We start from the raw sequence: 26023 nt of genomic DNA on the forward strand, positions 1-26023 counted from the left end.
GAGTCAGTCGAGTTGGCGACGGCCCGGCGCCGCCCGGATCACCGCGGTCGCAGTGCGGCGGCGGAAGATCCAACAGCCGTCGGCACGCCCTGGGCGGGTCCGGAGGATCATGCGAGAGTGGGCGCATGACGGCACCGGAAGCCACGGTCGTGGCAGTGGACGAGGTCGAGAGGCTCGCGACGGACGGGCTGCGCTGGCTGATCGGGGCGGCGCGGGAAACCCCCAGAGGCGGCCTCGCCTGGACGACGAGGCCCTCGGACGACGAACTCAACCCCATGCTCTACAGCGGCACCGCGGGGAACATCCCGGTGCTCCTGGAGGCGTGGCGGCACTTCGGTGACGACTCCTACGCCGACGCTGCCCTGCGCGCGGGCCGCGGTCTCGCGGCCGCCGTCGAGGGCATCGACGGCGACTCCCTCTACTTCGGCCGTACCGGAATGGCCCTCGTCCTGCGCACCCTGCACGAGGAACTCGGCGACGCGGCCTCCGGTGCCGCCGCCGATCGCGCGCTGGACCTCGCGCGGTCACGCTTCGACGGAACCCGCTGGGGCGAGCTGTTCGAGCTGATGGGCGGCAACGCGGGGATCGGCCTCGGCGCGCTCCTGGCCGGCGACCCCGAACTGGCCGTCCTCGCCGTGGAGCCGTACCTGCGGACGGCGGAGCCGACCCCGGCGGGCGTGCACTGGCCCCACCGCACGGGCGTCGAAGCGCGCCTGCACCACATCTCGCACGGCACCCTCGGCATCGTCCTCGGCCTGGCCCGGGTCGGCGCGGCCACCGGCCGTGCGGACCTGCTCGACCTGGCGCTTGCCGGTGCCGCGGACGTCGTGGCACGCGACGAGGACGGGCCCGAGGGCTTCCTGGTCCCGCACTCCACCCCGCGGTACCGCCCCGACGTCATCGAGCCGGTCAACTACGGCTGGTGCCACGGCCCGGCCGGTGACGCCCAGGTCTTCCGGCTGCTGCGGGACCTCACGGCCGATCCCGCCTGGTCCGCGCTCACCGACCGCTGCTGGCACACGGTCACCCACTCCGGCCTGCCGGAGCGGCTGCGCCCCGGCTTCTGGGACAACAACGGCCGCTGCTGCGGCACGGCGGGCGTCCTCGCCCTGGCCGGCGACCGGTTCGCCGAGCAGCGGGAACAGGGGGAGCGGCAGGAGTCGTACGACTTCGCCGGCGTCCTTGTCGCGGACCTCGTCGCCCGTGCGATCCGCGACGGCGACGGCGCCCGCTGGTCCAACGTCGAACACCGGGCCACCCCGAGCGACCTCGAACCGTGCACGGGGTGGGCGATGGGCAACGCGGGCATCGTCCGCGAGCTGCTGCGCTTCGTACGGCTCAGCAGGGGCGGCGATGCCCGCTACGCGTTCGCGTGGCCGGACCAGCCTCAGGTGCGGGCAGGGGCCGCGCCCCGCAGCTAGCGGATGCGCGCCACTCCCGCGTAGATGCCGCTGCCCTCGGCGGGACCGTCCGACGTCGGGGGGTTCCACTCCGTCGCCGTCACCAGGCCGGGCGGCACCAGGTCCATGCCGTCGAAGAAGCGCTCGACCTCGGGGCGGGTGCGGAAGCCGAGCTTGATGCCGCCCTTGGCGTACTCGGCGGTGACCTGCTCGGCGAGCTCCGGGTACAGGTCGGACGCGGCGTGCGACAGGACCAGGTAGCTGCCCGAGGGCAGGGTGGCGACGAGGTTGCGGACGATGCCGTGGGCGTCCTGATCGTCCGGGATGAAGTGCATCAGCGCGATCAGCGACAGGGCGATCGGGCGGCTGAAGTCCAGTATGTGGCGGGCGTGTTCGACGATCCGCTCGGGCTGGCGCACATCGGCCTGGATGTAGTCGGTGACCCCGTCGGCGTGGCTGATCAGCAGTGCCTCGGCGTGCCGCAGGACGATCGGGTCGTTGTCCGTGTAGACGACCTTGGCCGTCGGCACGGTCCGCTGGACGATCTGGTGCAGGTTGGGCTCGGTGGGGATGCCCGTGCCGATGTCCAGGAACTGGTCGATGCCCCGGCCCGCGAGCCAGGTCGCCGCGCGGTGCATGAACTCGCGGTTCTGCCGGGCCGCGTCCCTGGCCTCGGGCGGCAGCTTCTCGCCCACGGCCTCGTCGACCGGGTAGTTGTCCTTGCCGCCGAGCAGCCAGTCGTAGACCCGGGCGGGATGCGCCTTGCCGGTGTCGATCTGAGGTGACGGCTGGGGGTCGGACGTCATGGCAACTCCATCGCGCCGGGTGAACGGATCGGGCCGAACTCCCGATCATCGTACTCGTGTGTGACGGGTGTTCCGTGCGGGAGGGGAGGTGTTCCCGGGACCGGGGATCAGGCCGCCGGGCGGCCGTGCAGACCGTCGAAGAGGATGGTCGTCAGGGCGTCGGCGAGTGTCTGCACGGTCAGGTCGCGGTCGGGGCGGTACCACTCCACGAGGGAGTTGACGGTGCCGAACAGCAGCCGGCTCGCGAGATGCGGGTCGATGTCCGCCCGTATGCCGCCCTCGGCCGCCGCCCGGGCCATCAACTCGGCCACCCGGTGGTCGAATTCACGGCGCCGGGCCAGCGCCCGCTGCTCCACCTCGCTGTTGCCGTGCAGCCGCAACAGCAGCGTGACGTACGGCAGTTCGGCCGCGAGTACCTCGACGCTGCGATGCACGACGCGCTTCATACGGGCGGTCGCCGTGGTGCCGGAACTCTCGCTGCCCCAACTCCCGCCGCCCACACCCCCGTTGACGCCGTCCCGGTGCCCGGCCTCCTCCTCGTCGAGTACGGCGAAGAGGGCGTCCAGGGCGCGGTTGACGGCGAGTTCGAGGAGTTCCTCCTTGCCGGACACGTGGTGGTAGATGCTCGACTTGCTGAGGCCGAGGCGCCTGGCCAGTTCCTCCATGCCGGTGCCGTCGTAGCCGCGTTCGTTGAAGACCACGACGGCGACCTCCAGCAGCGAGTCGCGGTCGTAGGCGGGACGGCCGTGACGGCCGGCCGGGCTCTGCACAGGTGTCCTGGTCACTGGCCCATTGTGACAAGCTCGGCGACGGGCGCGGCCACGGATGTCACTGCTCCCGCAGATCCTTGATCCGGCGGATCTTGCCGACCGAGCGCTCCAGGGTCTCCGGATCGACGATCTCGACGTCCACGGTGACGCCCACGCCGTCCTTCACGCCCCTGCCGATCGCCGCCGCTGCTGCGGCGCGCTGGTCGGGGTCTGTGCCGGGGCGGGCCTCGGCGCGGACCGTCATGTGGTCCATGCGGCCGCGGCGGCTGAGCTGGATCGTGAAGTGCGGGGCGACGGCCGGGATGCGGAGCAGGATCTCCTCGATCTGGCTGGGGAAGACGTTCACCCCGCGCAGGATGATCATGTCGTCGCAGCGGCCGGTGATCTTCTCGATCCGGCGGAACGCCGGGCGGGCCGTGCCGGGGAGGAGCCGGGTCAGGTCGCGGGTGCGGTAGCGGATGATCGGCAGCGCCTCCTTGGTGAGGGAGGTGAAGGTCAGCTCGCCGCTGTCGCCGTCGGGCAGCGCCTCGCCGGTGATCGGGTCGACGATCTCCGGCAGGAAGTGGTCCTCCCACACGTGCAGGCCGTCCTTGGTCTCCACGCACTCCTGCGCGACGCCGGGGCCGATGACCTCGGACAGGCCGTAGATGTCGACCGCGTGGATGTCCATGCGCTCCTCGATCTCGCGGCGCATCTCCTCCGTCCACGGCTCGGCGCCGAAGATGCCCACCTTGAGGGAGCTGGTGCGCGGGTCGACGCCCTGGCGCTCGAACTCGTCGAGGAGGGTGAGCATGTAGGACGGGGTGACCATGATGATCTCGGGCTTGAAGTCCTGGATGATCTGCACCTGGCGGGCGGTCATGCCCCCGGAGGCGGGGATCACGGTGCAGCCCGCGCGCTCGGCGCCGTAGTGCGCGCCCAGACCGCCGGTGAACAGGCCGTAGCCGTACGAGATGTGGATCTTGTGGCCGGGGCGTCCGCCGGCCGCGCGGATCGAGCGGGCGACGACGTCCGACCACATGGAGAGGTCGTTCTCCGTGTAGCCGACGACCGTGGGGCGGCCGGTGGTGCCGCTGGAGGCGTGCACGCGGCGGACCTGGTCCATGGGGACGGCGAACATGCCGAAGGGGTACGTGTCCCGCAGGTCGGCCTTCGTGGTGAACGGGAACCGGGCCAGGTCCTCCAGGGTGCGGCAGTCGGCGGGTTTGACGCCGGCCGCGTCGAACTTGCTGCGGTACAGCTCCACGTTGTCGTACGCGTGCCTCAACGTCGCCTGGAGCAGGCCGAGTTGGTGCTCGCGCAGCTCCTCGCGGGTCAGGCGCTCGGCGGCGTCCAGCAACCCGTCGGGGAGCGGCTCCCCGAGGCGCGGACTCACGGGCGGCGAAGCCGGTGAGGCCGCCGGGGCTGTCAGGTCGCTGCTCATGGAGACTCCTTCGTCTTCGCGCTGTTGATCGTGCGGCTGCGGCCGCGGAACTCCGCGATCACCTCGTCGCCGCGCGTCACGCTCACGTCGTAGATGCCGCTGCGGCCGAACCGCGTGCGCTCCGTCGCGGTCGCCACCAGAACGTCGCCCTCGTGCGCCGGGGCGACGAAGTCGATGTCCGCCGCGGCGGCCACGGTCACCGGGCCGTGGCTGTTGCAGGCGCAGGCGAAGGCGCTGTCGGCGAACAGGAACAGATAGCCGCCGTGGGCGATCTTGTGTCCGTTGACCATGGCAGGGGTCACGGTCATACGGAGCACGGCGGTCCCTTCGCCGTGCTCGACGAGCTCGATACCGAGAGCCCGGGACGCCTCGTCCGCGGCGAACATCTTCTCCGTCGGACTGGAAGCCGTGTTCATGGCCTGCGTCATCATTCCACCACCTTGTGGACCGACCGAACATTCGGTTAGCGTGCGGCACGGCCAAGTAATCCAGCAAGACCACTGCCTGTCAAGAGGTGGAACGCATGCCCCAGACCAGCTCCGAGCTGCCCGACTTCTTCGCGCGACATCGCGCCCTGCTGGAACGGGCGGTCGCCGCTACCACCGCCCGTGACCACTGGACGCCGTATCCGGAGTCGCCCAGCACGTCGGTCTACGGCGAGGACGCGGCCAAGCTCGGCGAAGCCGCCTTCGAGGAGCGGCTCGGCGGGTACTTCGAGCTGGCGGGGCATCCCGGCGACGGGCGCGTGGCGGCGGGCGAGACCTCGCCGTACGGCTTCGAGCTGGGCATCTCCTACCCGCGCGTCGCGCCGGACGAGGCGGTGGCCGCCGCGCTGACGGCCACCGGACCCTGGCGCGACGCGGGCCCCGACACCCGCGCCGGAGTCGCCGCCGAGATCCTGGCCCGGCTGAACGCGGCCGGCTTCGAGATCGCGCGCGCCGTGCAGCACACCACCGGGCAGGCCTTCGTCATGGCGTTCCAGGCGGGCGGCCCGCACGCCCAGGACCGCGGTCTCGAAGCCGTCGCGTACGCCTGGGCCGAGCAGAAGCGCCACCCGGGCACGGCCCGCTGGAGCAAGCCGCAGCGCAAGGGCGGCCCGCAGGTCCTGGACAAGAAGTTCACCCCGGTCGGCCGCGGGGTGTCGCTGCTCATCGCCTGCAACACCTTCCCGACCTGGAACGGCTACCCGGGCCTGTTCGCCAGCCTGGTCACCGGCAACCCCGTCGTGGTCAAGCCGCACCCGGGTGCCGTCCTCCCGCTCGCCGTGACCGTGCGGATCGCCCGCGAGGTGCTGGCCGAGGCGGGCTTCGACCCGAACCTCGTGATCCTCGCCGCCGAGGAGCCCGGGGGCCGCAGCGCCGCCGTCCTCGCCGTGCACCCGGACGTCCGGATCGTCGACTTCACCGGCTCCACGGAGTTCGGCGACTGGCTGGAGACCAACGCCCGCCAGGCCCTCGTCCACACGGAGAAGGCCGGTCTGAACACCGTCGTCCTGGACTCCACCGACGACTACCGCGGACTGCTCGGCAACCTCGCCTTCTCGCTGGCCCTCTACAGCGGCCAGATGTGCACCACCCCGCAGAACCTCCTCATCCCGCGCGACGGCATCACCACCGACCAAGGCCCGCGCACCGCCGACGAGTTCGCCGCCGACCTGGCCGCGGCGCTCGACGGACTCCTCGGTGACCCGGCCCGCGCCGCGGGCACCCTCGGCGCGATCGTCAACGACGGCGTGCGGGACCGCTTGGAACGGGCCGCCACGGTCGGTCGTACGGTGCGCGCCTCGGCGCCCGTCGAGCACCCCGAGCACCCGAAGGCCGTCGTCCGTACGCCGCTGATCGCCCGCCTCGACGCCGAGGACGACCGGGAGGCGTACACCCGGGAGTGGTTCGGCCCGGTGTCGTTCGTCATCGGCACCGACTCCACCGAGCACAGCCTGCGGATCCTGCGCGACACCGTGCGGGCGCACGGCGCGCTGACCGCCGCCGTCCACTCCACCAGCGAACAGGTCCTGGAGGCGGCCGAATTGGCCGCGCTGGACGCGGGCGTGCACCTCTCCGAGAACCTCACCGGCGGCGTCTTCGTCAACCAGTCCGCCGCGTTCAGCGACTTCCACGGCAGCGCCGCCAACCCGGCCGCCAGCGCCACCCTGTCCGACCCCGCGTTCGTCACCGGCCGGTTCGCGACCCTCCAGTCACGCCGGTCCGCACCCGCCGAGGAGACCACCGATGCCTGAGCTGTCCTCCGACGAGGTCTATCTGATCGACGGGGCCCGCACCCCGCAGGGCCGCTACGGCGGCGCCCTCGCCTCCGTACGGCCCGACGACCTCGCCGCCCTGGTCGTCGGCGAGGCCGTCCGCCGCGCCGGAATCCCCGCCGAGCAGATCGACGAGGTGATCCTCGGCGCCGCCAACCAGGCCGGCGAGGACAACCGCGACGTGGCCCGCATGGCCGTCCTGCTCGCCGGGCTGCCGCACACCGTGCCCGGCTACACCGTCAACCGGCTCTGCGCCTCGGGCCTGACCGCCGTGGCCTCCGCCGCCCAGGCGATCCGCGCCGGAGAGGCAGACCTCGTCGTCGCGGGCGGTGTGGAGTCCATGACCCGCGCCCCCTGGGTGATGGCCAAGCCCGGCACCCCGTGGGCCAAGCCGGGGGAGGTGCACGACACCTCGCTCGGCTGGCGCTTCACCAATCCGCGCTTCGCCGCCCAGCAGACCCTGTCGATGGGCGAGACCGCCGAGGAGGTCGCCGCGCTCGACGGCATCTCCCGCGCCGAGTCCGACGCGTTCGCCCTGCGCAGCCATCAACGGGCCGTCGCCGCCCAGGAGTCGGGCCGCTTCGACCGCGAGATCGTGCCGGTCGCCGTGAAGGACGGCGAGGTCACCCGCGACGAGGGCCCGCGCCCCGGCACCACGCTGGAGAAGCTCGGCTCGCTGCGCACCATCTTCCGTGAGGGCGGCATCGTCACCGCCGGCTCCTCCTCACCGCTGTCCGACGGCGCCGCCGCCCTGGTCGTCGCGAGCGGCGCGGCCGTCCGACGCCACGGGCTCACCCCGAGGGCCCGGATCGTCACCGCGGCCTCGGCCGGGGTGCAGCCGCACATCATGGGCCTCGGCCCGGTCCCCGCCACCGAGAAGGCACTCGACCGCGCCGGTTGGGAGACCGGTGACCTGGACGCCGTGGAACTCAACGAGGCCTTCGCCGCACAGGCTCTCGCGGTCACGCGCCGACTGAAGCTGGACGAGGAGAAGGTCAACGCCGACGGCGGTGCCATCGCGCTCGGCCATCCCCTCGGCTGCTCCGGCGCCCGCATTCTCCTCACCCTGCTGGGCAGGCTGGAGCGCGAGAACGGCAGCCGGGGTCTGGCCACGCTGTGCGTCGGTGTCGGGCAGGGCGTCGCGATGCTCGTGGAGCGGGTATGAGCGCCCCCACCGAGACCGGCCCGTACAAGACCCTCCTCGTCGAGGAGCGCGAGGACCGCGTCGTCGTCACCCTCCACCGCCCCGACTCCCGCAACGCCATCAGCGGCCGGATGATCCGCGAACTGCACGCCGTCTGCGAGCAGTTGGAGGAGAACCCCAATCTGCTCCTGCTCACCGGACACGGCGGTGTCTTCGCGGGCGGCGCCGACATCGGCGAGCTGCTGGCACGCGGCCGGGACGAGGCCCTGCAGGGCATCAACAGCCGCCTCTTCGAGCGCGTACGGCGGCTGCCGATGCCTACCCTCGCCGCGGTGGACGGCTGGGCGCTCGGCGGCGGCGCGGAACTGTCGTACGCCTGCGACCTCCGGATCGCCGGACCGGACGCCGTCTTCGGCAACCCGGAACCCGGCCTCGGCATCCTCGCCGCGGCCGGTGCCTGCTGGCGGCTGCCCGAGCTGGTGGGGGAGTCCGTCGCCAAGCAGGTGCTGCTCGCCGGACGGAACCTCGACGCGGCCGCGGCACTCGCGGCCGGGCTGGTCATCGACGTCGTACCGGCGGAGAAGCTGCTCGACGAGGCACACGCGCTGCTCGACCGCATGGCCCGTTCGTCGGCCACGGCCCTCCGGCTCACCAAGCTCGTCGTCGACTCGCCCGGGGCGCACCCGGTCGCCGACGACCTCGCGCAGGCCGTGCTCTTCGAGGGGCAGGACAAGCGGGACCGCATGACACGATTCCTGGAGAAGAGGAGCAGCCGAGGATGAGCCCAACACCCCAGTCCGCGCCCGCAGTTGTCGGTGTGATCGGCGGCGGCCGGATGGGCGCCGGGATCGCGCAGTCCTTCGCGGTCGCCGGTTCCTCCGTCACCGTCGTGGAGAGCGGCGGGGCCGCCTCGGCCGCCGCGTACGACCGGGTCGCCACCGGCCTCAAGCGGGCCGCCGAGCGCGGGCTGCTCAGCGAACCCGCCGAGCGGATCCTCACCCGCGTCACCATGGCCGACTCGGTCGAGGAACTGCCCGCGGACGCCGACCTCGTCGTCGAGGCCGTCCCCGAGGACGCCGGGCTCAAGGCCCGCGTGCTCACGGCGGCCGAGCGGGCGGTGGGCGCGACGACCGTGCTCGCCACCAACACCAGCTCCCTGTCGGTCACCGAACTGGCCGCCGCGCTCACCCGCCCCGGCCGCTTCCTCGGCATGCACTTCTTCAACCCGGTGCCCGCCTCGGCCCTGGTCGAGATCGTCGTCGCGCCGTCCACCGAGGCCGCCGTCGTCAGCGCCGCCCTCGACTGGACCCACGCACTCGGCAAGAAGGACCTCACCGTCAAGGACTCGCCCGGGTTCGCCAGCAGCCGCCTCGGCCTGGCGCTCGGCCTGGAGGCGATCCGCATGGTCGAGGAGGGCGTCGCCGAGCCGGCGGCCATCGACGACGCGATGAGCCTCGGCTACAAGCACCCCATGGGCCCGCTGCGCCTCACCGACCTGGTCGGCCTCGACGTACGCCTGGCCATCGCCGAGTACCTGCACTCCACCCTCGGCGAACGCTTCGCCCCGCCCCGGCTCCTGCGCGACAAGGTCGCCCGCGGCGAACTGGGCCGCAAGACGGGACAGGGGTTCTACACATGGGAGTGAGCGAGACCCCGGACGGCGTCGGCTACCGCCTCGACGCCGGTGTCGCCACCATCGAGCTGCGCAGGCCCGCGCTCGATGCCGCCCTGCGCGGTGGGCTGTCGGACGCCGTACGACAGGTGCGCGACGACGGGGACGCGGTCCGTGCCGTGCTGCTCGCCGCGCAGGGCAGGCACTTCTGCGTGGGCCAGGACCTCAAGGAGCACACCCGGGCGCTGGAGAGCGGGCCCGAGACTGCCTTCGCCTGTGTGCGGGACGAGTACAACCCCCTGATCGAGGCGCTGCACGCGCTCACGCAGCCGGTGGTCGTGGCCGTGGAGGGCGCGTGTGTCGGGGCCGGGCTCGGGCTGGCGCTCTGCGCGGACGTACGGGTCGCGGCCGAGGGCGCCCGGTTCGCGACCGCGTTCACCGGGATCGGGCTGGCCGCCGACAGCGGGCTCAGCGGGGCGCTGGCCCAGGCGGTGGGTCCGTCGCGGGCCGCCGCGCTGATGCTGCTCGGGGACCGGTTCGGCGCGGCGGACGCGGAGCGGTGGGGCATGGTGCACCGGGTCGTACCGGACGGTTCCGCCACGGCGGAGGGGCTGGCCCTCGCGAAACGCCTGGCCGCCGGGCCCACCGTCGCCTACGCGGAGGTCAAGGCACTGCTGCGGGACGCGCCCGGCGCGAGCCTCGCCGCCGTACTGGAACGGGAGGCGGCGGCGCAGTTGCGGCTGGGCGCGACGCGGGACCACCGGGCCGCCGTGGCGGCGTTTCTTGCGCGGGCGGAGCCGTCGTTCGAGGGGCGCTGAGCAGCCATTCGCCCGGGAGGTCTTGCCTCGCCGGGGGAAACCCATCAGACTAGGTACCGAACGAATGGTCGGTAGGGAAGTTGGTGTGTCGATGACCAGCACAGGCACGGAGGCGTCAGCCGCCGGCTGGGACGAAACGCGGCTCGCGGAGCAGTTCGATGCCACGATCGCGAAGGACCAGCGGATCGAGCCCCGCGACTGGATGCCCGACGGCTATCGCAAGACCCTGATCCGGCAGATCGCGCAGCACGCGCACTCCGAGATCATCGGGATGCAGCCCGAGGGCGACTGGATCACCCGCGCGCCCTCCCTGCGCCGCAAGGCGATCCTCTTCGCGAAGGTGCAGGACGAGGCCGGACACGGACTGTATCTGTACTCGGCCGCCGAGACCCTGGGCGCGGACCGCGCGGAGCTGACCGACGCGCTGATCGAGGGCCGCCAGAAGTATTCGTCGATCTTCAACTACCCGACGCCGACCTTCGCCGACGTCGGCGTGATCGGCTGGTTCGTGGACGGCGCGGCCATCTGCAACCAGGTGCCGCTGTGCCGCTGCTCGTACGGGCCGTACGCGCGGGCCATGGTGCGTGTGTGCAAGGAGGAGTCCTTCCACCAGCGCCAGGGCTACGAGCTGCTGCTCACGATGATGCGCGGCACCGAGGGCCAGCGGGCCATGGTGCAGGACGCGGTGGACCGTTGGTGGTGGCCGTCGCTGATGATGTTCGGCCCGCCCGACGACGACTCGCCCAACTCGGCACGCTCCATGGCCTGGAAGATCAAGCGGCACAGCAACGACGAACTGCGCCAGCGCTTCGTCGACATGACCGTCCCGCAGGCCGAGAAGCTCGGAGTCACCCTGCCCGACCCGGAGTTGAGGTGGAACGAGGAGCGGGGCCACCACGACTTCGGCACCCCCGACTGGTCCGAGTTGCAGCGCGTGATCAGCGGCGACGGACCGCGCAACGCCGAGCGGGTCTCGCGCCGCCGGGCCGCCCACGAGGAGGGCGCCTGGGTCAGGGAGGCGGCCACCGCCCACGCGGCCAAGCAGGCCGCCCGTACACAGAAAACCGAAGGAGCGGCGGCATGACGCAGGACTGGCCCCTGTACGAGGTGTTCGTCCGCGGCAAGCGCGGCCTGAACCACGTCCACGTCGGCTCGCTGCACGCCGCCGACGACGCCATGGCCCTCACCCACGCCCGCGACCTCTACACGCGGCGCAACGAGGGCGTGTCGATCTGGGTCGTGCGCTCCGAGCACATCGCCGCCTCGACCCGCGACGAGAAGGACCCCTTCTTCGCGCCGAGCGCCGACAAGGTCTACCGCCACCCCACGTTCTACGACATCCCCGACGACGTCCCCCACATCTAGGAGCAGGGAATGAGTGACGACCACGTCTATCTGTCCCTGGCCGAGGGACACGACGACAGCGACGCCCGCTGGGCGTTCGGCACCGGCTTCGAGGACCCGCTGTACGGCGTCGACCAGACCGTCCCGGCCGGGACCGACGCCGCCCAACTGGCCGCGTTCTGCCTGGCACTCGGCGACGACGCCCTCGTCAGCGCCCAGCGTCTCGCCCAATGGTGCACGGCCGCACCGGAGTTGGAGGAGGAGGTCGCCCTCGCCAACATCGGGCTCGACCTCCTCGGCCAGACCCGCCTGCTCTACGCCCGCGCCGGCCAGGTCGACGGCACCGGACGCGACGAGGACGCGTACGCCTACTTCCGCGACGCCGACGCCTTCCGCAACGTACGGCTGGCCGAACTCCCCAACGGGGACTTCGCGTTCTCCATCACCCGGCTCCTGGTGCTGTCCTCCTGGCGGCTCGCCCTCTTCGAGCGGCTCGCCACCACGACGTCGGACCCGGTGCTCGCCGCCATCGCCGCCAAGGGCGTCAAGGAGCTTGCCTACCACCGCCAGTACGCGGCCGAGTGGGCCGTCCGACTCGGAGACGGCACCGAGGAGTCGCAGCGCCGGATGCGCGACGCGCTGACCGCCGTCGCCCCGTACCTCGACGAACTCTTCGCGGGCGACGGCGAGTTGAGGACCGAGGTCCTGGCCGTACTCCGCCAGGTCACCGACGCGGCCGGGCTTGTGCTCCCCGAGGTGGCACCGATCCCCGGACACGGCCGCGACGGCGACCACACCGACCACCTGGCCCCGCTGCTGGCCGAACTCCAGAGCGTGGCCCGCGCCCACCCGGAGGCGACATGGTGACCACCCTGATCGACTCACGGCGCGCCTGGAACATCGCCGCACAGGTCCCGGACCCCGAGATGCCCATGCTCACCCTCGCCGACCTCGGGGTGCTGCGCGGAGTCGAGATCGACGCGGACGGCAGTGTCGTCGCGAGCCTGACACCCACCTACTCCGGCTGCCCCGCCATGGCCGAGATGCGCGCCGAAGTCGCGGCGCGACTGCGGGCGGCGGGGTTCGCCAAGGTGGAGATCCGGACCGTGCTCGACCCGCCGTGGAGCACCGACTGGATCACCCCCGAAGGCCGCCGCAGCCTCGCCGAGCACGGCATCGCCCCGCCCGGCGCGGCCCCCCGAGGCCCGATCGAGCTCACGCTGTCGCCGACCCGCCGTACGGTTGCCTGCCCGCGCTGCGGCTCGGCGGACACCGAGGAGACCTCGCGCTTCGCCGCGACCTCCTGCAAAGCCCTGTGGCGGTGCCGCGCCTGCCGCGAGCCGTTCGAGTACGTCAAGGAGATCTGATGGCGAGCCCCCGACGCCCGCTCGCGGACAGCCCCCAACACCCGCTCGCGGTGAGTGCCCAACTCCCGCCCGTGGAAAGGACGGTGGACCAGTGACCGCCCCGGCCCCCACCACCCCCGCCCGCCCGGCGCGCCGCCGCCCGGCCTTCCACGCCCTGCGGGTCGCCAGTGTCGAGCCGCTGTGCGAAGACGCCGCCGCCATCGGCTTCGACATCCCCGAGCACCTCGCCGAGGAGTTCGCCTACCGGCCCGGCCAGTCGCTCACCCTCCGCCGTGAGGTCGAGGGCCGCGACGAGCGCCGCTCGTACTCCATCTGCTCCCCGGCCGGCGCGCACCCGCGCATCGGCGTACGGGTCGTCCCCGGCGGCCTGTTCTCGTCCTGGCTGGTCAACGACGTACGCCCCGGAGACACCGTCGAGGTGATGGCCCCCACCGGCGCCTTCACCCCCGACCTCACCCTCCCCGGCCACCACGTCCTGATCGCCGCGGGCTCCGGCATCACCCCGATGCTCTCCATCGCGGAATCCGTCCTCGCCGCCGACACCCGCTCCCGCGTCACGCTCTTCTACGGCAACCGGCGCAGCGCCACCGTGATGTTCGCCGACGAGCTGGCCGACCTGAAGGACCTGTACCCCGGCCGCTTCCAGCTGGCGCACATCCTGTCCCGCGAACCGCGCGAGGCCGAGATCCTCTCCGGCCGCATCGACGCCGACCGGCTCGGCGCGCTCGTGGACGCCCTCGTCGACGTGGACACCGCCGACCACTGGTGGCTCTGCGGCCCGCACGGCATGGTCCGCGACGCCCAGCAGGTCCTCACCGGCGGCCTCGGCGTCCCCGCCGACCGCGTCCACCAGGAGCTGTTCTACGCCGACGACGAGCCCGTCCGGCCGAACCGTCACGTCGACAAGGCCTACGACGGCCCGGTCAGCCAGGTCACCGTCACCCTCGACGGCCGCACCACCAACTCCGCGCTCCCCAGGGACACTTCGATCCTCGACGGCGCCCAGAAGACCCGCCCCGACCTGCCCTTCGCCTGCAAGGGCGGCGTCTGCGGCACCTGCCGCGCGCTGGTCACCGAGGGCACCGCGGACATGCGGCGCAACTACGCCCTGGAACCCGCCGAGGTCGACGCCGGTTACGTCCTGACCTGCCAGACCTTCCCCGTGTCCGACACCCTCGCCGTCGACTACGACAGCTGAGGCCGGCCATGACACTTCACTTCGAGGTCGCCGAGGGCGTCGGCACGATCCGTCTCGACCGGCCGCCGATGAACGCCCTGGACACGGAGACGCAGGACGGCCTGCGCGCCCTCGCCGAGGAGGCGACGCGTCGCGAGGATGTCCGCGCCGTGATCGTCTACGGCGGGGACAAGGTGTTCGCGGCAGGCGCGGACATCAAGGAGATGCAGCGGATGGACCATGCGGCGATGGTCGTGCGGTCGCGGGCGTTGCAGGACTCGTTCAGTGCGGTGGCCCGTATCCCCAAGCCTGTCGTCGCGGCCGTCACCGGCTACGCGTTGGGCGGGGGGTGTGAGTTGGCGTTGTGCGCGGACTTCCGGATCGCGGCGGACAACGCGAAGTTGGGGCAGCCGGAGATCCTGCTCGGGTTGATTCCGGGTGCGGGTGGGACGCAGCGGCTGGCGCGGCTGATCGGTCCGTCCAAGGCGAAGGATCTGATCTTCACGGGTCGGATGGTGAAGGCCGATGAGGCGCTCGCGTTGGGGCTGGTGGACCGGTTGGTGCCTGCCGCCGATGTGTACACGGAGGCGTTCGCGTGGGCGGCGAAGCTCGCGCAGGGGCCGGCGATTGCTTTGCGTGCGGCGAAGGAGTCGATCGATGTCGGGCTCGAGACGGACATCGAGACCGGGCTCGCGGTCGAACGGAACTGGTTCGCCGGGCTGTTCGCGACCGAGGACCGTGAGCGCGGGATGCGGAGCTTCGTCGAAGAGGGCCCGGGCAAGGCCAAGTTCAGGTGACCCAGGTGACGTGAAGCGCGGGCCGGGAGTGATCCCCGGCCCGCGCTTCGTTCATCGGAGTTCGGCTACCGGCGGTCAGCCGAGCAGCTTGGCCGCCAGGGTCGCGGCGTTGTACGAGCCCCAGCCGCTGGTGAAGTCCCAGCCGGTGGCGGCGGAGTAGGCGCCGTTGCTGCCACTGGTGATGTCGTGGAAGCCGGTGCCCTTCGCCGCGTAGAGCGCGGGGTTGGCGAAGCCGAGGTTGGCCTTGCCGGACGCCGCGGCCTGCTGGTTGTAGAGGGCGCCGAACGCGGCCCACTCGGGCGCGGCGGCGCTGGTGCCGCCGACCGAGGTCCAGGTGCCCTGCGAATAGATCGAGACGCCGGGGCTGGGGTTGGCGTGCGCGGAGACGTCCGGGACCTGGCGGTAGCCGCCACCGGCGCTCTTCTGGACCGCGGTCTGCCAGCTCGGGATCTTGAAGACGGAGGACTTGCCGCCGCCACCGCCGGACCAGGCCACCTCCTTGCTGAACGCGTTGGAGGAGGTGACGGTCAGCTTGGTGCCGCCGACACCAGTGACGTACGGGTCGCTCGCCGGGTAGTCGACGGTGGTCGTGCCGTTGCCCGCGTCGTCCGAACCGTCGTCGCCCGAGGCCGCGTAGAAGCCGAGGCCCTCGGCCGCGCCCGCCTTGAACACGGCGTCCACGGCGTTGATGTTGGAGGTGGTGCGCTGGCTCTCGGACGCGCCCCAGCTGATGGAGGTGGTCGGGATGCCGCTGTCGACGATGGCCTGGTAGGTGTCGACCTCGCCGGCGTCGGAGTTCGGGCCCTCGAAGACGGTGACGTTCGCCTTCGGGGCGATCGCGTGCAGGACCTCGATGTCCAGCTCGACCTCGACCTGACCGTCACCGAGCGCACCGGAACCGCCGTCGACCTTCGACACGGTCGGAGTGGGGGAGCCCAGGCTGTAGTTGGTGTCGTACTTGGTGATGTTGGACTGCTGGAAGCCGTCGAACTCCAGGAGCGCGATCTTCTGGCCGCTTCCGGTGTACGTGCTGGAGACGTTGTAGCCGCCCTTGAGCTGCGCCGGGGTGTAGCCGCCGCCGGGGCCGTTGCGCGGGGCGACGGTGTCGGTCGCCTGGTGGTGCAGCTGGGCGCGGTTGTTGAGGCCGGTCACGTCGCTGACCAGGCCGGCGATGGCGGTCGGCAGGGTCGGCGCGGTCTCGTTGGCGTAGAAGGCACGGCCCGACTTGGCGTCCTTCCACGTCGACAGCTTGGTGCCGAAGGCCTTCTCCAGCTGCGCGGCGGTGCCGGTGGCGTCCACCAGCAGATTGCCGGAATGGACCTTGCCGACGGTGAGACCCTGGGCGCGCAGGTATTCCTTGACCTGCTTCACCTCGGCGTCGGTCCGGCCGAAGCGGGCCGCGAACTGGGCCTTCGTCAGGTAGTGGCCGTACGAACTCGACCGCGGATTGCTGACATCGGCTATGAAGGTGTCGAGGCTCTTGTCGTTTCTCGGGGTCAGGCTGATGGCCACCGCTATCCGCTTCGAGGCGGAGACGGCGCCGGTGCGGGCCGCGTCGTGGTTCAGGCCCTTGAGGACATCTCCCGCGATGGCGGCCCGAGTTGTGTGCGGCTGCGCGGCGGCGTAGGCGCTCGGGACGGCTGCGGCGAGCAGTGCCGGTACGGCGACCAGGCCGACCAGCTTCAGGCGTGACGTCACTGAGGTCCTCCGAGGAGTGGGGGGTTGCTGTCCCGGAAGCGGAACGCCTTCACCGTAGGAACACCGACCCCACCCGCATAAGCGGGGGAACCCTTGCTTCATGTGTTAACTGCGGATGTCACATGAACCGCGGATGACAGGTCAGCGGCGGTTGTCGAGGGTCCGGGGAGCCCTGACCCGGCCGGGCTGACTGATCGTCACGGCCTGCGCGGTGAGCTGCTGTTGGTCGTCGTCGCCGACGCTCACGGTCGCCGCGCCGGACGCGATGACGGCGACCGCCATCGCGTGGGCGAGCGCCGTGCGGGAGCGGACGCCGACCTTGCGGTAGACCCGCGAGAGGGTGCCCTCGACCGTCTTGACGCTGATGAACAGCTCCGCGGCGACCTCCCTGTTGGTGGCCCCGCCGCCGACCAGCTCGGCGATCCTGGCTTCCGTGGGCGTGAGTTCGGGATGCCCCTCGCCGTCCCGGTCACCGGCCTCCAGCCGCGCCAGCTCGTCCCCGGCCCGCGCCGCCAGGGGAGCCGCCCCGATCCGCGTCGCCGTCTCCAGCGCCTCCCCGAGCGCGGTGCGCGCCGCGTTCCGGTGCCGGGCCCGTCGCTCCACGGCACCGAGCGCGATCAGAGTGCGCACCAGGTCCACGGGCAACGGGAGTTGGCGCAGCCGGTCCACGGCGGCCCGCAGCCGTACCGCCCCCTCCTTCGCCCGGCCGAGCCCCGCCTCGCGCAGCCCCTCCGCCCGCTCCAGCGCCGCCAGGACGCTGCCGGGCGCGTCGACGGACACCCACTTCCGGGCCTCGTCGATCACGGCACCGGCCTCGTCCGTCTCACCCAGCACGACCAGGGCCTCGGCAAGGTCGCTGTACCAGTGCAGCAGGGGCGGATCGGCGGCCGACATGGCCGCGCCGAGCTCCTTCGCACGGTGCAGCGCCTCGGCCGCGGCGGCCGCGCCACGCGGGTCACCGACGAGCAACTCGGCCTGCCCCAGCACCGCCAGCGCCCGCAATAGGAACAGTCGGTCACCGTCCGCCTCCGACGCCCGCACCGCCTGCTCCGCGAGCTGCCGCGCCTCCTCGGCGGTTCCGCCCGCGGTCGCCGCGAGCGCCGCCGCGTACAGCGCCGGAGCGGTCTGTACGCCCGTGTCGGCCACCGCGCGCGTGCAGCGGGCGGCGGTGTCCAGGGCCTCCCGGCAGTGCCCGGCGCGCACTTGGATACGGGTGAGCGCGACGAGGGTCGCCATGACCTCCTCGACCCCGGCGAACTCCCCGATCTCCGCGAGGAGTTCGGTCACCCGCTCCTGAGCCTCGACGACCCTGTCGGAGTCCAGCGCGAGGATCGCCCGCATCCGGATCAGCCCCCAGCTCTCCGGCCCGGCACCCGCGCCACCGGTCAGCGTGAGGGCCTCCTCCAACGCGACGTCGGCGGCGACCGGTTCACCGCCCAGCGAGTGCACCCGGGCGAGCGTGGCGAGCGCCCCGATCCGGGTCTCCGTGTCACCGACCACGGCCGCCTGCCAGGCCGCACGCCGGGCATGCCGGGCCGCGTCCGCCAACTCCCCGCACAACAGGCCCCGCACGGCCGCCCAGTAGTGCAGCCACGCCTCCGCCTCCGGATCGCCGTCGGCGTCCCGCAGCCCCTCCTCGATCAGCGCATGCGCGCCCTTCAGTGCCTGCCCGGCGTTCCGCAGCAGAACCAGCCGCGCCCGCACCCGCTGCCGCGCGGACCCCGACCCGGCGAGCACCGTCTCGGCCGCCTGCCCCGCCTCCTCCAACTGCCCCGCGTCACACGCGTATTCGGCAGCCACCAGCAACCGGTCGGCCCGCTCCACCTGACGGTCACCGGGAGTGCGCCGGGCCGCGAGGGCGGCCAGCTCGAAGGCGGTGTCGGGTGCACCGTCCCGCCGCGCGGACTCGGCCGCCGACATCAGCGTCTGCGCGGTGGTCTCCTCCTCGTACGGGTGGGCCAGCGCCAAGTGCCGCGCCCGCTGCACCAGTTCGGTGACCGCGCGGGCCAACAGGGCATGCGCCTGCCGCCGTTCGTGCTCCGGAGCATCCGCGTAGGCGGCGGCCCGGACCAACGGATGCCGGAAGCGCACGGTCCCCTCGGCGTCGGCCACCGCGACGCCGAGCCGCTCCGCCTCCGCGAGATCCGCGGCGGGGTCCTGGAACCCGGCGGCCCGCAGCAGCGTAAGGGTGGGACGGGCGGCGGCACTGGAGACGAGCAGGGTGCGGCGCGCGGTGTCCGGCAGCGTGCGCACCCGGCCCAGGAGCAGATCGCGCAGCCGCCGGGGCACGGGCAGGCTCCGGCCTGGACCGACGGCCGCTCCGTCACGTGGAGCCGCCCGTCCCAACTCCAGCGCGTACCAAGGGTTTCCGGCGGCCGTGTCCTGCACGGCCCGCACCACCGCCGGTGGCAGCTCGGCGTCCAGGAGCCGCGCCACCTCGTCGTCCGCCAGGGGCGGCACGGGCAGTTCCACGGTGCCGGGCGGGCAGCAGTACGGCCGCTCGGGCTGCTCACCGTCCGGCACCCGCTCGGCGGCCACCACCCGTACGTCCAGGCCTTCGACGCGCCGTACGACGAAGGCGAGTACATCGGCGGTAGGTTCGTCGAGCCACTGGAGGCCGTCGAGGACCAGCAGCACGGGCCCGGTGGCGGTCAGCGCGCGTAGCGCGTCGAGGACGGCGACGCGGACGGCGAGTTCGCAGCGGTCGTCGGCCGGTGTCTCGCCGCGCAACAGGGCCGCCCGCAAGGCTAGTTGGGGCTCGGGTGCGAGGGCCTCCAGGCAGCTCTCCGGCACCCGCGCGAACAGGTCGACGAGACCGGCGTACGGGAGCCGGGCGTCCTTCTCGGCGGGGGAGCAGTGCAACACCGTGACGGGCGGCTGGTTCTGAGCGGCCGAGGACGCCACGAGGGCGGCCAGCGCCACGGACTTGCCGATCCCGGCGGGACCGTACAGCAGTACTCCGCGACGGCTCGTCAACTCGGCCCGGGCGGCGTCGAGCAGCTCGCGGCGCCCGGTCAATGACCGTCCATCCACGGCGAGTCCGGAGACGCACCACAACCGCGGCCGAGTGCGGGGCGGTCGCATCGGCGGTGGTCGCAGGTCTCCGGAGATCTCGGCATGTGTTCATGACAACCGTTGCTTATTCACCTTGTCAACAACGGTCGTGTGTCGGCGCGTCGACGACACACCTTGCTGATCGATTGGCGTGTGATTGCCATATGGAACCGCACAGCTGTCGTGTTCCCTCCGCCTGACATCCAGACATGTACGCAGACAAGCCATCGCGCCATACAACAACCTCGTCAGCGGATGTCGCAGAGAACAGCAGGCGGGAGAGAACGATGACCGATCACGGAGCCGATCTGGTGATCCGGGCCGACGCGATCCACACACGGGTGCCCGGCCAGGCGCCGCAGCGTGCGCTGGCCGTGCGGGGCGACCGGATCATGGCCCTCTCGCCGGACCCGCACGGACTCGACCACCTCGTCGGTGAGCGCACGACGGTGCGCGACCTGCCTGGTGCCACGGTGCTGCCCGCGTTCGACGACACCCACACGCACCTCATCTACGCAGCCCTCGGCGCGCACGACGTGCCCGTCCATCAGGCGCACGACATCCCCGACTTCCTGGACCTGATCCGGCAGCGGGCGAAGGCGACCTCCGAGGGCGAGTGGATCCGCACCACCACCAACTGGCAGGAACTCAACCTCGCCGAGCGCCGCATGCCCACCGCGACGGAACTCGACCGGGCCACCGACCGGCACCCCGTCCTGGTCAAGCGCGGCGGCCACAACGACGTCGTCAACAGCTACGCGCTGCGCCTGGCGGGCATCACCGAGGACACCCCCGTACCGCCGGGCGGTGTCATCGGCCGCGACGCCGACGGCAGGCTCGACGGCCGCCTGATCGACAACGCGCTCGGCCTGGTGGAGCGCCTGGTTCCGGCGCCCGACCGGGCCCAGCGCATCGAGGGGCTGCGCCTGGCGTCCGCCCAGTACGCGGCCACCGGCATCGGCACCGTCCGCGACTGCGCGGTCAGTCCGGAGGACTACGCCGTCCTCCTCGCCGCCCGCGACGCAGGCGCGCTCAGCACCCGGGTCCGGGCCCTGATCTCGGCGCTCGGCATGACCGGCGCGGCCGAGGTCGAGGACCTGCTCGACGCCATGGAGGAGTGGCGCGACACCTCCGACCCGTGGCTGCGGGTGTGGGGCGTGAAGTTCGGGCTCGACGGCGGCCTCGAAGCGGGCGCGACCGAGGAACCGTACGCCTGCGACCACGCCTTCTCCGGAATGCTGATCTGGGAGCCCGACGCGATGGCCGACGCCGTGGAGGCCGTGGTCCGGCGCGGCTGGCGGGTCGGCACCCACGCCTACGGCGACCGCGCGGTCCGCACCCTCCTCGATGTCTACGAGCAGGTCCTCGCCCGCAACCCCGGCCTGCCCGCCGGCACCCTGGTCATGGAGCACGGCGGCCTCGCCGGACCCGAACAGCGCGCCCGCGCCGTCGAGTTGGGCATCCCCGTCACCATCCAGCAGCCCCTGCTGCACGACACCGCCGAGGTCCAGGAGGGTTTCTGGGGCCCAGAGCGCGTCGCCCGGCTCTTCCCGGCCCGCGGCTGGATCGACCTGGGCGCACAGGTCAGCGCCGGATCCGACTTCCCCGTGGGCCGGTTCGGCGCCATGCGCTCGGTCCACGGCATGACCACCCGCCAGACCGTCATCGGCGTCAAGGGCCCCGAACACGCGATCAGTTACGACGAGGCACTCACCCTGCACACCGTCAACGCGGCCCGCCTGTGCGGCGATCAGGACCTGCGCGGCACCCTCGCACCGGGCCGCCTCGCCGACCTCACCGTGTGGGACCGGGACCCCGCCGACTGCCCGAGCGACACCCTGCGCGACCTGAACCCCGTGCACACGATCGTCGGCGGCCGGCTCGTCACCCGGTAGGGACACCGCAGGACCGAAACAACTGGAAACGACTGGAAACACGTCGAAACGAACAGAAACGATCGGGAACACATGACTCGCCCGGCACGCGGCGACACGGCGCCCGGGCGAGTGAACGTTCCGTCAGACGGCCGGCATCGTGCGGATCGCCGCGATGTCGAACTGGAGCCGCACCTTCTCGCTCACCATCGCACCGCCCTCAGCCAGCCGGGAGTTGTAGGTCAGCCCCCAGTCGGAGCGGTCGATGGTGGTGGTGCCGTCGAAGCCGACACGCTCGACGGAGAACGGGTCGGTGACATGGCCGATATAGGTGAGTTCCAGGACGACGGGACGGGTGACGTCCTTGATGGTGAGATCGCCGAGCATGCGGTAGACATCGTTGCCCGCCATTTGCACCGCGGTACTGGCGAACCGCATCCGGGGGAAGGTCGCGGTGTCCAGGAAGTCGCGGCCGACCAGGTGGGCGTCGCGCTGTTCCACACCGGTGTCGACACTGCCGGTGGACACCACGATCTCGGCCTGCGAACGGGCGGGGTTACGGCCGTCGAAGTAGAGCCGGCTTTTGTATTCGGCGAAAGATCCGCGCACGGTCGTCACCATCGCGTGCCGGACGGAGAAACCGATCCTGCTGTGCGCGGGATCGATCATCCACTCCCCGGTCAGTTCCGCGAGACCGGGATCGGGCAGGCCGGAGGCGCTGAACGCCGGTGGGGCGGCGGGGCGTTGCGGGACGGCGGGGGATGCCGAGCGGCGGAGGGGCGCAGCACGGTTGAACAGGTTCATGTGTCACGTAGTTACTGCACGTCTGATATCGCCGCAAGCCTTCGCCGGGTGCCGCCGACAGCGCGAATCGGCACTGACACGGTTAAATACCGCCACCTCGCGGGCCGTTACCACATTTCCCACACATATTCGTCACGTGCTGGTCGGGAGGCGAGCGGGCCGCGAGGCGGGAATTCCCGCGTATTTCATGTCGGACATGTCCGTGGGGAATTACGCCGGACAGCAATTCGGCGTACGGTTCAGCGCACCGGGAACCCGAACGAATAGCCCTGCTGCTTCAGCCACGGCAGGATCTCGCGCAGCGCGGCCACGGTCTGCGAACGGTCGCCGCCGGCGTCGTGGAACAGGACGGTCGGCCCGTTGGGGAGTTCGCTCTTGACGGTGGCGATGATGGCGTCCGTACCCGGGAGTTCGAAGTCCTTGGAGTCGACGTTCCAGCCCAGCGGCCGCATCCCCTGCGAGGCGGCGAGGTGGCGGCTGTACGGGGTGAACGCGCCGCCCGGCGCACGGTAGTACTGCGGCCGGACGCCTCCCGACGCCTTGGTGATCATGCGCGCGGCGTCCAGGATCTCCTGCGACTGATACGCCTCGGACTTTTTGTCCATCGTGGTGTCGTGCGACACCGTGTGGTCGCACAGCCGGTGCCCGGCCGCCACGACCGCCTTGACCAGGTCGGGGTGGGCCTCGGCATCGGGGCCGATCATGCAGAAGGTGGCCTTCACCCCGTACTCCTTGAGGACTTGGAGCACCTGCGGGGTCCAGGTCGGGTCCGGGCCGTCGTCGATGGTGATGTTGACGCCGTGGGCACCCTGGTCGGAGGCGTGCACGATCTCCTCGGACACGGTGGCCCGGGCGGGGGCCGAACTCGCGGAGGAGGGACGCCCGGAGCCCTTGGCGCCCTGCCCGTCGACGACACCGGCCTGCGCGGTCCACACAGAGGTCGCCGCCGCCACCGCGGTCACCCCGACCGCCGCCGTGAGTACCCGCCCGTACCAACCCCGCCCACCGTGCCGCGCCATCTCAGCCCTGCCCTTGTCCTGTTTGAACGACTCCGTGCACTCGTCAGGACGGGGTAAAAGCGGGGGAGGATCCGCCTGTTACCGAGCACGGACAATTTCGCCGGAGTTCCGGGACGATCAACGAGCGGGCGCTCAGGAGGTTTCGCCACCGCGGGCAGGTTCGGCGGCCACCGATCCCCGTGCTCCGGGCGGGACTTGCCGAGGGCGCCTCGCTCCGGGCAGGGGGTGACGCTAACGTGCACCATCCCTTGTAGATCCACAGGCGCAGGAGGTCGCGGTATGCACCGCTCGCCCAACCAGGGGCAGGATGTGCTGAAGTTCCGGACGACGGATGTGGACGAGGCCCGGCAGGTCATCCAGGACCGCTTCTACGCCAACTTCATCGACCTACGCGACGGCAGCGCCGAGTTCATGGCCCAGTACGACATCACCACACTCGGTCCGCTCACCATCGGACGGCTCGCGTTCGGCGCGGAGGTGCGCATCCGGTTCGGCGAACTCGGCTTCTACCATGTGGACATCCCTCTGGGCGGCCACCTGGCCTGGCGCCAGGGAACGCGCACCAAGGCGGTGGCGACCACCGCGAACGCCGCCGTCTTCCAGCCGCACGGAGACACGGCCCTGGACCGCGTGAGCACCGACTGCTCCATGCTGGCCGTGAAGATCGATCCCAAGGCCCTCAACGACCAACTTGAGCACCTCCTCGGCCGACCGCTGCGCACCCCCGTAGCCCTCGCGCCCGAACTCGACGTCGCCCACGGCGCGGGCCTGAGCTGGGTCCGGATGGTCCGCGCGGCGTTCGACGAGATGCGGGCCGGCGGGCTGCTCACCCGGCCGATGGTCGCCCGCCCGCTCCAGGAGGCCCTGCTGACCGGGTTCCTCCTCGCCACCGGCCACCGCTACCGCGACGAACTCGACCGACCGCACCACGCCCTGCGCCCGGCCCCCGTCAAGCGTGCTGTCGATGCCATGCACGGCATGCCGCAACACCCCTTCACGGTAAGTGAGTTGGCCGTACTCGCCGGGGTGAGCGTGCGGCGACTCCAGGAATCCTTCCAGCAGTACGTCGGCATGACCCCGCTGGCCTACCTCACCGACGTCCGTCTCGCCCGCGCCCACGACGAGCTGCGCCGCGGCACACCGGGCGAGGTGCACGTGAGCGAGGTCGCCCACCGCTGGAGCTTCGGCCACCTGGGCCGCTTCGCGTCCCGTTACCGCGCCCGCTTCGGCGAGTTGCCCTCGCAGACCCTGCGCTCCGGGTGACCGCGGCCCACACCATCGAACGCGCTGTGCGGACAACGGCCGCGCTCAGTGGATCGTGCGCGGCGGCCACCGCGGCCTAGCATTCCTGGTGTCCGCGCGTCCGCTCCTTCGGTCCGCCGCGCGGACGACGACCGGCCCATCCGCAGCAGTCCGGGCCGGTCACCGCCCGTCGGCGCCCCCCGACAGCTACGGGCGGCCAGGTGGTGCGCAGGTGGCCTGTACCCCGCCACGCTGCGCCGCCTGACGCGGGAGAAGGTCCGGGCCGGGGTCGGCGCCGGCCCGGACCTTGACCGCCAAGAGCGGGGTGCCTCCATGCGGGGCGCGGGCACGTGTGGCGCCGCCATGTGTAGCGCGGGCACATGTGGTGCGGCCACGTGTGGAAACCCACGCCGGACACCGTGTGGTGCCGCCACATGTGGGAACCCGCGACGGACCCGCTGCCCGCCGCGATGAGTTTCGGCCCCGCACGGAGTCTGATCCGGTGAGCGCCGTCGTACGGCCTACGAACCACGCCCTACGACGCGGCCCGACACGACTCACCACGGAGGACCCATGACGACCACACCCGGCACCGGGAACAGCAGCGACCTCCCCGGCAGGCCGCCCGTCGTAGACATCGCCACCTGGAACGCGGCACGCGGCGAGCTGCTGCTCCGGGAGAAGGCGCACACCCGCGAGGGGGACGCGATCGCCGCCGCCCGGCGCCGGCTGCCGATGGTCGAGCTCGACGGGAAGGTCGAGGTCGTCGGCGCGGACGGGCCGGTGCCGTTCCTCGACCTGTTCCAGGGGCGCGACGAACTCGTGGTGTACCAGCACATGTGGCACGACCACGCCCCCCACCAGGGCCAGTGCGAGGGCTGCACCACCACGGCCTGGCACATGAAGGACGCGGTCTACCTCAACGCCCGGGGCGTCTCGTACGCCGTCCTGACCACGGGCGTGTGGGACGAGGTCGCTCCCTACGTCGAGTTCATGGGCTACACCGAGCCCTGGTACTCGGTGCGCGGCCTGGAGGCGCCGATCGGCGGCGCGATGGGTCACCTCCTCGCCTTCCTGCGCGACGGCGACCGGGTGTTCCTCACCTACTCCACGACGGGCCGCGGCAACGAACCGGTCAACGGCTCCCTCGCCCTGCTCGACATGACGCCGTACGGCCGCGGTGAGGCCTGGCAGGACACCCCCGAGGGCTACCCGCCCGGCCGCGACGCCTGCTGGTACTGGCGCTCGGACGCCGACGGGAACGCCACCTGGGGCGAGACCAGCCGCCCGGTACCGCAGTGGACCCGTCCGGGCGCGACCCCCGTGGAGACCCTGGGCCGCCAGGGCGACTGCCACTGACGGGGAGCGGTCCGCCCCGTTTCCACCCCGACGCCTGCTCTTGACGCTCCTCACCACC

At 72.0% G+C, this 26023-nt stretch carries 23 protein-coding genes; 15 read left to right on the forward strand and 8 right to left on the reverse strand.

Annotated features, from left to right (window positions below):
- Window positions 1-125 precede the first annotated feature (125 nt).
- Window positions 126-1421 (forward strand): lanthionine synthetase LanC family protein, encoded by a 1296-nt coding sequence (locus OHT77_RS39450; protein WP_328833145.1) that lies wholly within the window; start codon window positions 126-128, stop codon window positions 1419-1421.
- Here OHT77_RS39450 and OHT77_RS39455 read toward each other — a convergent pair.
- From OHT77_RS39455 to paaI, 4 genes are all read right to left on the reverse strand, one after another.
- A complete protein-coding gene (locus OHT77_RS39455; RefSeq protein WP_328833146.1) occupies window positions 1418-2206 on the reverse strand; it encodes an SAM-dependent methyltransferase in 789 nt (262 codons plus the stop codon). The two genes, OHT77_RS39450 and OHT77_RS39455, sit on opposite strands and share 4 nt — an antisense overlap.
- 107 nt (window positions 2207-2313) lie before the next feature.
- Entirely contained in the window at window positions 2314-2991 is a 678-nt protein-coding gene (locus OHT77_RS39460) for a TetR/AcrR family transcriptional regulator (protein ID WP_443048173.1), read from the reverse strand.
- Window positions 2992-3034: 43 nt separating this feature from the next.
- Window positions 3035-4399 carry a phenylacetate--CoA ligase PaaK gene (gene paaK, locus OHT77_RS39465; protein ID WP_328833147.1) on the reverse strand — a complete coding sequence of 455 codons (1365 nt, stop codon included), beginning with the start codon at window positions 4397-4399 and terminating at the stop codon, window positions 3035-3037.
- Window positions 4396-4827 (reverse strand): hydroxyphenylacetyl-CoA thioesterase PaaI, encoded by a 432-nt coding sequence (gene paaI / locus OHT77_RS39470; protein ID WP_328833148.1) that lies wholly within the window; start codon window positions 4825-4827, stop codon window positions 4396-4398. Before paaI ends, paaK begins: the two co-directional genes overlap by 4 nt.
- 95 nt (window positions 4828-4922) lie before the next feature.
- On the opposite strand from paaI, the gene paaN reads away from it, so the two are divergent.
- The 11 genes from paaN (at window position 4923) to OHT77_RS39525 (ending at window position 14915) form a co-directional block, all read left to right on the forward strand.
- A complete protein-coding gene (gene paaN, locus OHT77_RS39475; protein WP_328833149.1) occupies window positions 4923-6635 on the forward strand; it encodes a phenylacetic acid degradation protein PaaN in 1713 nt (570 codons plus the stop codon).
- Window positions 6628-7821 carry a thiolase family protein gene (locus OHT77_RS39480; protein WP_328833150.1) on the forward strand — a complete coding sequence of 398 codons (1194 nt, stop codon included), beginning with the start codon at window positions 6628-6630 and terminating at the stop codon, window positions 7819-7821. Before paaN ends, OHT77_RS39480 begins: the two co-directional genes overlap by 8 nt.
- Window positions 7818-8582 carry an enoyl-CoA hydratase/isomerase family protein gene (locus tag OHT77_RS39485; protein ID WP_328833151.1) on the forward strand — a complete coding sequence of 255 codons (765 nt, stop codon included), beginning with the start codon at window positions 7818-7820 and terminating at the stop codon, window positions 8580-8582. Before OHT77_RS39480 ends, OHT77_RS39485 begins: the two co-directional genes overlap by 4 nt.
- The gene (locus OHT77_RS39490; protein WP_328833152.1) at window positions 8579-9445 is read left to right on the forward strand and encodes a 3-hydroxyacyl-CoA dehydrogenase family protein; all 867 of its coding nucleotides are present in this window, start codon (window positions 8579-8581) and stop codon (window positions 9443-9445) included. Before OHT77_RS39485 ends, OHT77_RS39490 begins: the two co-directional genes overlap by 4 nt.
- The gene (locus tag OHT77_RS39495) at window positions 9436-10230 is read left to right on the forward strand and encodes an enoyl-CoA hydratase/isomerase family protein (protein WP_328833153.1); all 795 of its coding nucleotides are present in this window, start codon (window positions 9436-9438) and stop codon (window positions 10228-10230) included. The genes OHT77_RS39490 and OHT77_RS39495 overlap by 10 nt, the downstream gene beginning before the upstream one ends.
- Window positions 10231-10321: 91 nt before the next feature.
- Window positions 10322-11314, forward strand: coding sequence for a 1,2-phenylacetyl-CoA epoxidase subunit PaaA (gene paaA, locus OHT77_RS39500; RefSeq protein ID WP_328833154.1), 993 nt, complete (start codon window positions 10322-10324; stop codon window positions 11312-11314).
- The gene (gene paaB, locus OHT77_RS39505) at window positions 11311-11595 is read left to right on the forward strand and encodes a 1,2-phenylacetyl-CoA epoxidase subunit PaaB (RefSeq protein ID WP_019075091.1); all 285 of its coding nucleotides are present in this window, start codon (window positions 11311-11313) and stop codon (window positions 11593-11595) included. Before paaA ends, paaB begins: the two co-directional genes overlap by 4 nt.
- Before the next feature lie 9 nt (window positions 11596-11604).
- Window positions 11605-12441, forward strand: a complete 837-nt coding sequence (gene paaC, locus OHT77_RS39510; RefSeq protein ID WP_328833155.1) for a 1,2-phenylacetyl-CoA epoxidase subunit PaaC — start codon at window positions 11605-11607, stop codon at window positions 12439-12441.
- A complete protein-coding gene (gene paaD, locus OHT77_RS39515) occupies window positions 12435-12941 on the forward strand; it encodes a 1,2-phenylacetyl-CoA epoxidase subunit PaaD (protein ID WP_328833156.1) in 507 nt (168 codons plus the stop codon). Before paaC ends, paaD begins: the two co-directional genes overlap by 7 nt.
- A 91-nt stretch (window positions 12942-13032) precedes the next feature.
- The gene (paaE, locus tag OHT77_RS39520; protein WP_328833157.1) at window positions 13033-14139 is read left to right on the forward strand and encodes a 1,2-phenylacetyl-CoA epoxidase subunit PaaE; all 1107 of its coding nucleotides are present in this window, start codon (window positions 13033-13035) and stop codon (window positions 14137-14139) included.
- Between the two features lie 8 nt (window positions 14140-14147).
- Window positions 14148-14915 (forward strand): enoyl-CoA hydratase/isomerase family protein, encoded by a 768-nt coding sequence (locus OHT77_RS39525; RefSeq protein WP_328833158.1) that lies wholly within the window; start codon window positions 14148-14150, stop codon window positions 14913-14915.
- 75 nt (window positions 14916-14990) lie between these two features.
- Here the strand turns inward: OHT77_RS39525 and OHT77_RS39530 are convergent, their stop codons facing one another.
- Window positions 14991-16613, reverse strand: coding sequence for a S53 family peptidase (locus OHT77_RS39530; protein ID WP_328833159.1), 1623 nt, complete (start codon window positions 16611-16613; stop codon window positions 14991-14993).
- A 141-nt stretch (window positions 16614-16754) separates the two neighbouring features.
- A complete protein-coding gene (locus OHT77_RS39535; RefSeq protein ID WP_328833160.1) occupies window positions 16755-19631 on the reverse strand; it encodes a helix-turn-helix transcriptional regulator in 2877 nt (958 codons plus the stop codon).
- A 323-nt stretch (window positions 19632-19954) separates the two neighbouring features.
- Between OHT77_RS39535 and OHT77_RS39540 the strand changes: the two genes are divergently transcribed.
- Entirely contained in the window at window positions 19955-21562 is a 1608-nt protein-coding gene (locus OHT77_RS39540; protein ID WP_328833161.1) for an amidohydrolase, read from the forward strand.
- Window positions 21563-21685: 123 nt separating this feature from the next.
- Here OHT77_RS39540 and OHT77_RS39545 read toward each other — a convergent pair whose 3' ends face one another.
- Both OHT77_RS39545 and OHT77_RS39550 read right to left on the reverse strand, forming a co-directional pair.
- Window positions 21686-22345, reverse strand: coding sequence for a YceI family protein (locus tag OHT77_RS39545; RefSeq protein WP_328833162.1), 660 nt, complete (start codon window positions 22343-22345; stop codon window positions 21686-21688).
- A 239-nt stretch (window positions 22346-22584) separates the two neighbouring features.
- Window positions 22585-23364: a polysaccharide deacetylase family protein gene (locus tag OHT77_RS39550; RefSeq protein ID WP_328833163.1), complete on the reverse strand. Its 780-nt coding sequence runs from the start codon at window positions 23362-23364 to the stop codon at window positions 22585-22587.
- 279 nt (window positions 23365-23643) lie between these two features.
- Between OHT77_RS39550 and OHT77_RS39555 the strand changes: the two genes are divergently transcribed.
- Together OHT77_RS39555 and OHT77_RS39560 are read left to right on the forward strand one after the other, a co-directional pair.
- Window positions 23644-24627, forward strand: a complete 984-nt coding sequence (locus OHT77_RS39555) for an AraC family transcriptional regulator (protein ID WP_328833164.1) — start codon at window positions 23644-23646, stop codon at window positions 24625-24627.
- Between the two features lie 552 nt (window positions 24628-25179).
- Window positions 25180-25965: a DUF899 family protein gene (locus OHT77_RS39560; RefSeq protein WP_328833165.1), complete on the forward strand. Its 786-nt coding sequence runs from the start codon at window positions 25180-25182 to the stop codon at window positions 25963-25965.
- Window positions 25966-26023 lie beyond the last annotated feature (58 nt).

Origin of the sequence: Streptomyces sp. NBC_00252 (assembly GCF_036187565.1) — a bacterium.
Lineage (GTDB): Bacteria > Actinomycetota > Actinomycetes > Streptomycetales > Streptomycetaceae > Streptomyces.

What these genes read in the sequence shown, in the direction of transcription:
- OHT77_RS39450 (WP_328833145.1), top strand. Translation starts at nt 126, where the DNA reads ATGACGGCACCGGAAGCCACGGTCGTGGCAGTGGACGAGGTCGAGAGG.
- OHT77_RS39455 (WP_328833146.1), bottom strand. Translation starts at nt 2,206, where the DNA reads ATGACGTCCGACCCCCAGCCGTCACCTCAGATCGACACCGGCAAGGCG.
- paaK (WP_328833147.1), bottom strand. Translation starts at nt 4,399, where the DNA reads ATGAGCAGCGACCTGACAGCCCCGGCGGCCTCACCGGCTTCGCCGCCC.
- paaI (WP_328833148.1), bottom strand. Translation starts at nt 4,827, where the DNA reads ATGACGCAGGCCATGAACACGGCTTCCAGTCCGACGGAGAAGATGTTC.
- paaN (WP_328833149.1), top strand. Translation starts at nt 4,923, where the DNA reads ATGCCCCAGACCAGCTCCGAGCTGCCCGACTTCTTCGCGCGACATCGC.
- OHT77_RS39480 (WP_328833150.1), top strand. Translation starts at nt 6,628, where the DNA reads ATGCCTGAGCTGTCCTCCGACGAGGTCTATCTGATCGACGGGGCCCGC.
- OHT77_RS39485 (WP_328833151.1), top strand. Translation starts at nt 7,818, where the DNA reads ATGAGCGCCCCCACCGAGACCGGCCCGTACAAGACCCTCCTCGTCGAG.
- OHT77_RS39490 (WP_328833152.1), top strand. Translation starts at nt 8,579, where the DNA reads ATGAGCCCAACACCCCAGTCCGCGCCCGCAGTTGTCGGTGTGATCGGC.
- OHT77_RS39495 (WP_328833153.1), top strand. Translation starts at nt 9,436, where the DNA reads ATGGGAGTGAGCGAGACCCCGGACGGCGTCGGCTACCGCCTCGACGCC.
- paaA (WP_328833154.1), top strand. Translation starts at nt 10,322, where the DNA reads ATGACCAGCACAGGCACGGAGGCGTCAGCCGCCGGCTGGGACGAAACG.
- paaB (WP_019075091.1), top strand. Translation starts at nt 11,311, where the DNA reads ATGACGCAGGACTGGCCCCTGTACGAGGTGTTCGTCCGCGGCAAGCGC.
- paaC (WP_328833155.1), top strand. Translation starts at nt 11,605, where the DNA reads ATGAGTGACGACCACGTCTATCTGTCCCTGGCCGAGGGACACGACGAC.
- paaD (WP_328833156.1), top strand. Translation starts at nt 12,435, where the DNA reads ATGGTGACCACCCTGATCGACTCACGGCGCGCCTGGAACATCGCCGCA.
- OHT77_RS39525 (WP_328833158.1), top strand. Translation starts at nt 14,148, where the DNA reads ATGACACTTCACTTCGAGGTCGCCGAGGGCGTCGGCACGATCCGTCTC.
- OHT77_RS39540 (WP_328833161.1), top strand. Translation starts at nt 19,955, where the DNA reads ATGACCGATCACGGAGCCGATCTGGTGATCCGGGCCGACGCGATCCAC.
- OHT77_RS39545 (WP_328833162.1), bottom strand. Translation starts at nt 22,345, where the DNA reads ATGAACCTGTTCAACCGTGCTGCGCCCCTCCGCCGCTCGGCATCCCCC.
- OHT77_RS39550 (WP_328833163.1), bottom strand. Translation starts at nt 23,364, where the DNA reads ATGGCGCGGCACGGTGGGCGGGGTTGGTACGGGCGGGTACTCACGGCG.
- OHT77_RS39555 (WP_328833164.1), top strand. Translation starts at nt 23,644, where the DNA reads ATGCACCGCTCGCCCAACCAGGGGCAGGATGTGCTGAAGTTCCGGACG.
- OHT77_RS39560 (WP_328833165.1), top strand. Translation starts at nt 25,180, where the DNA reads ATGACGACCACACCCGGCACCGGGAACAGCAGCGACCTCCCCGGCAGG.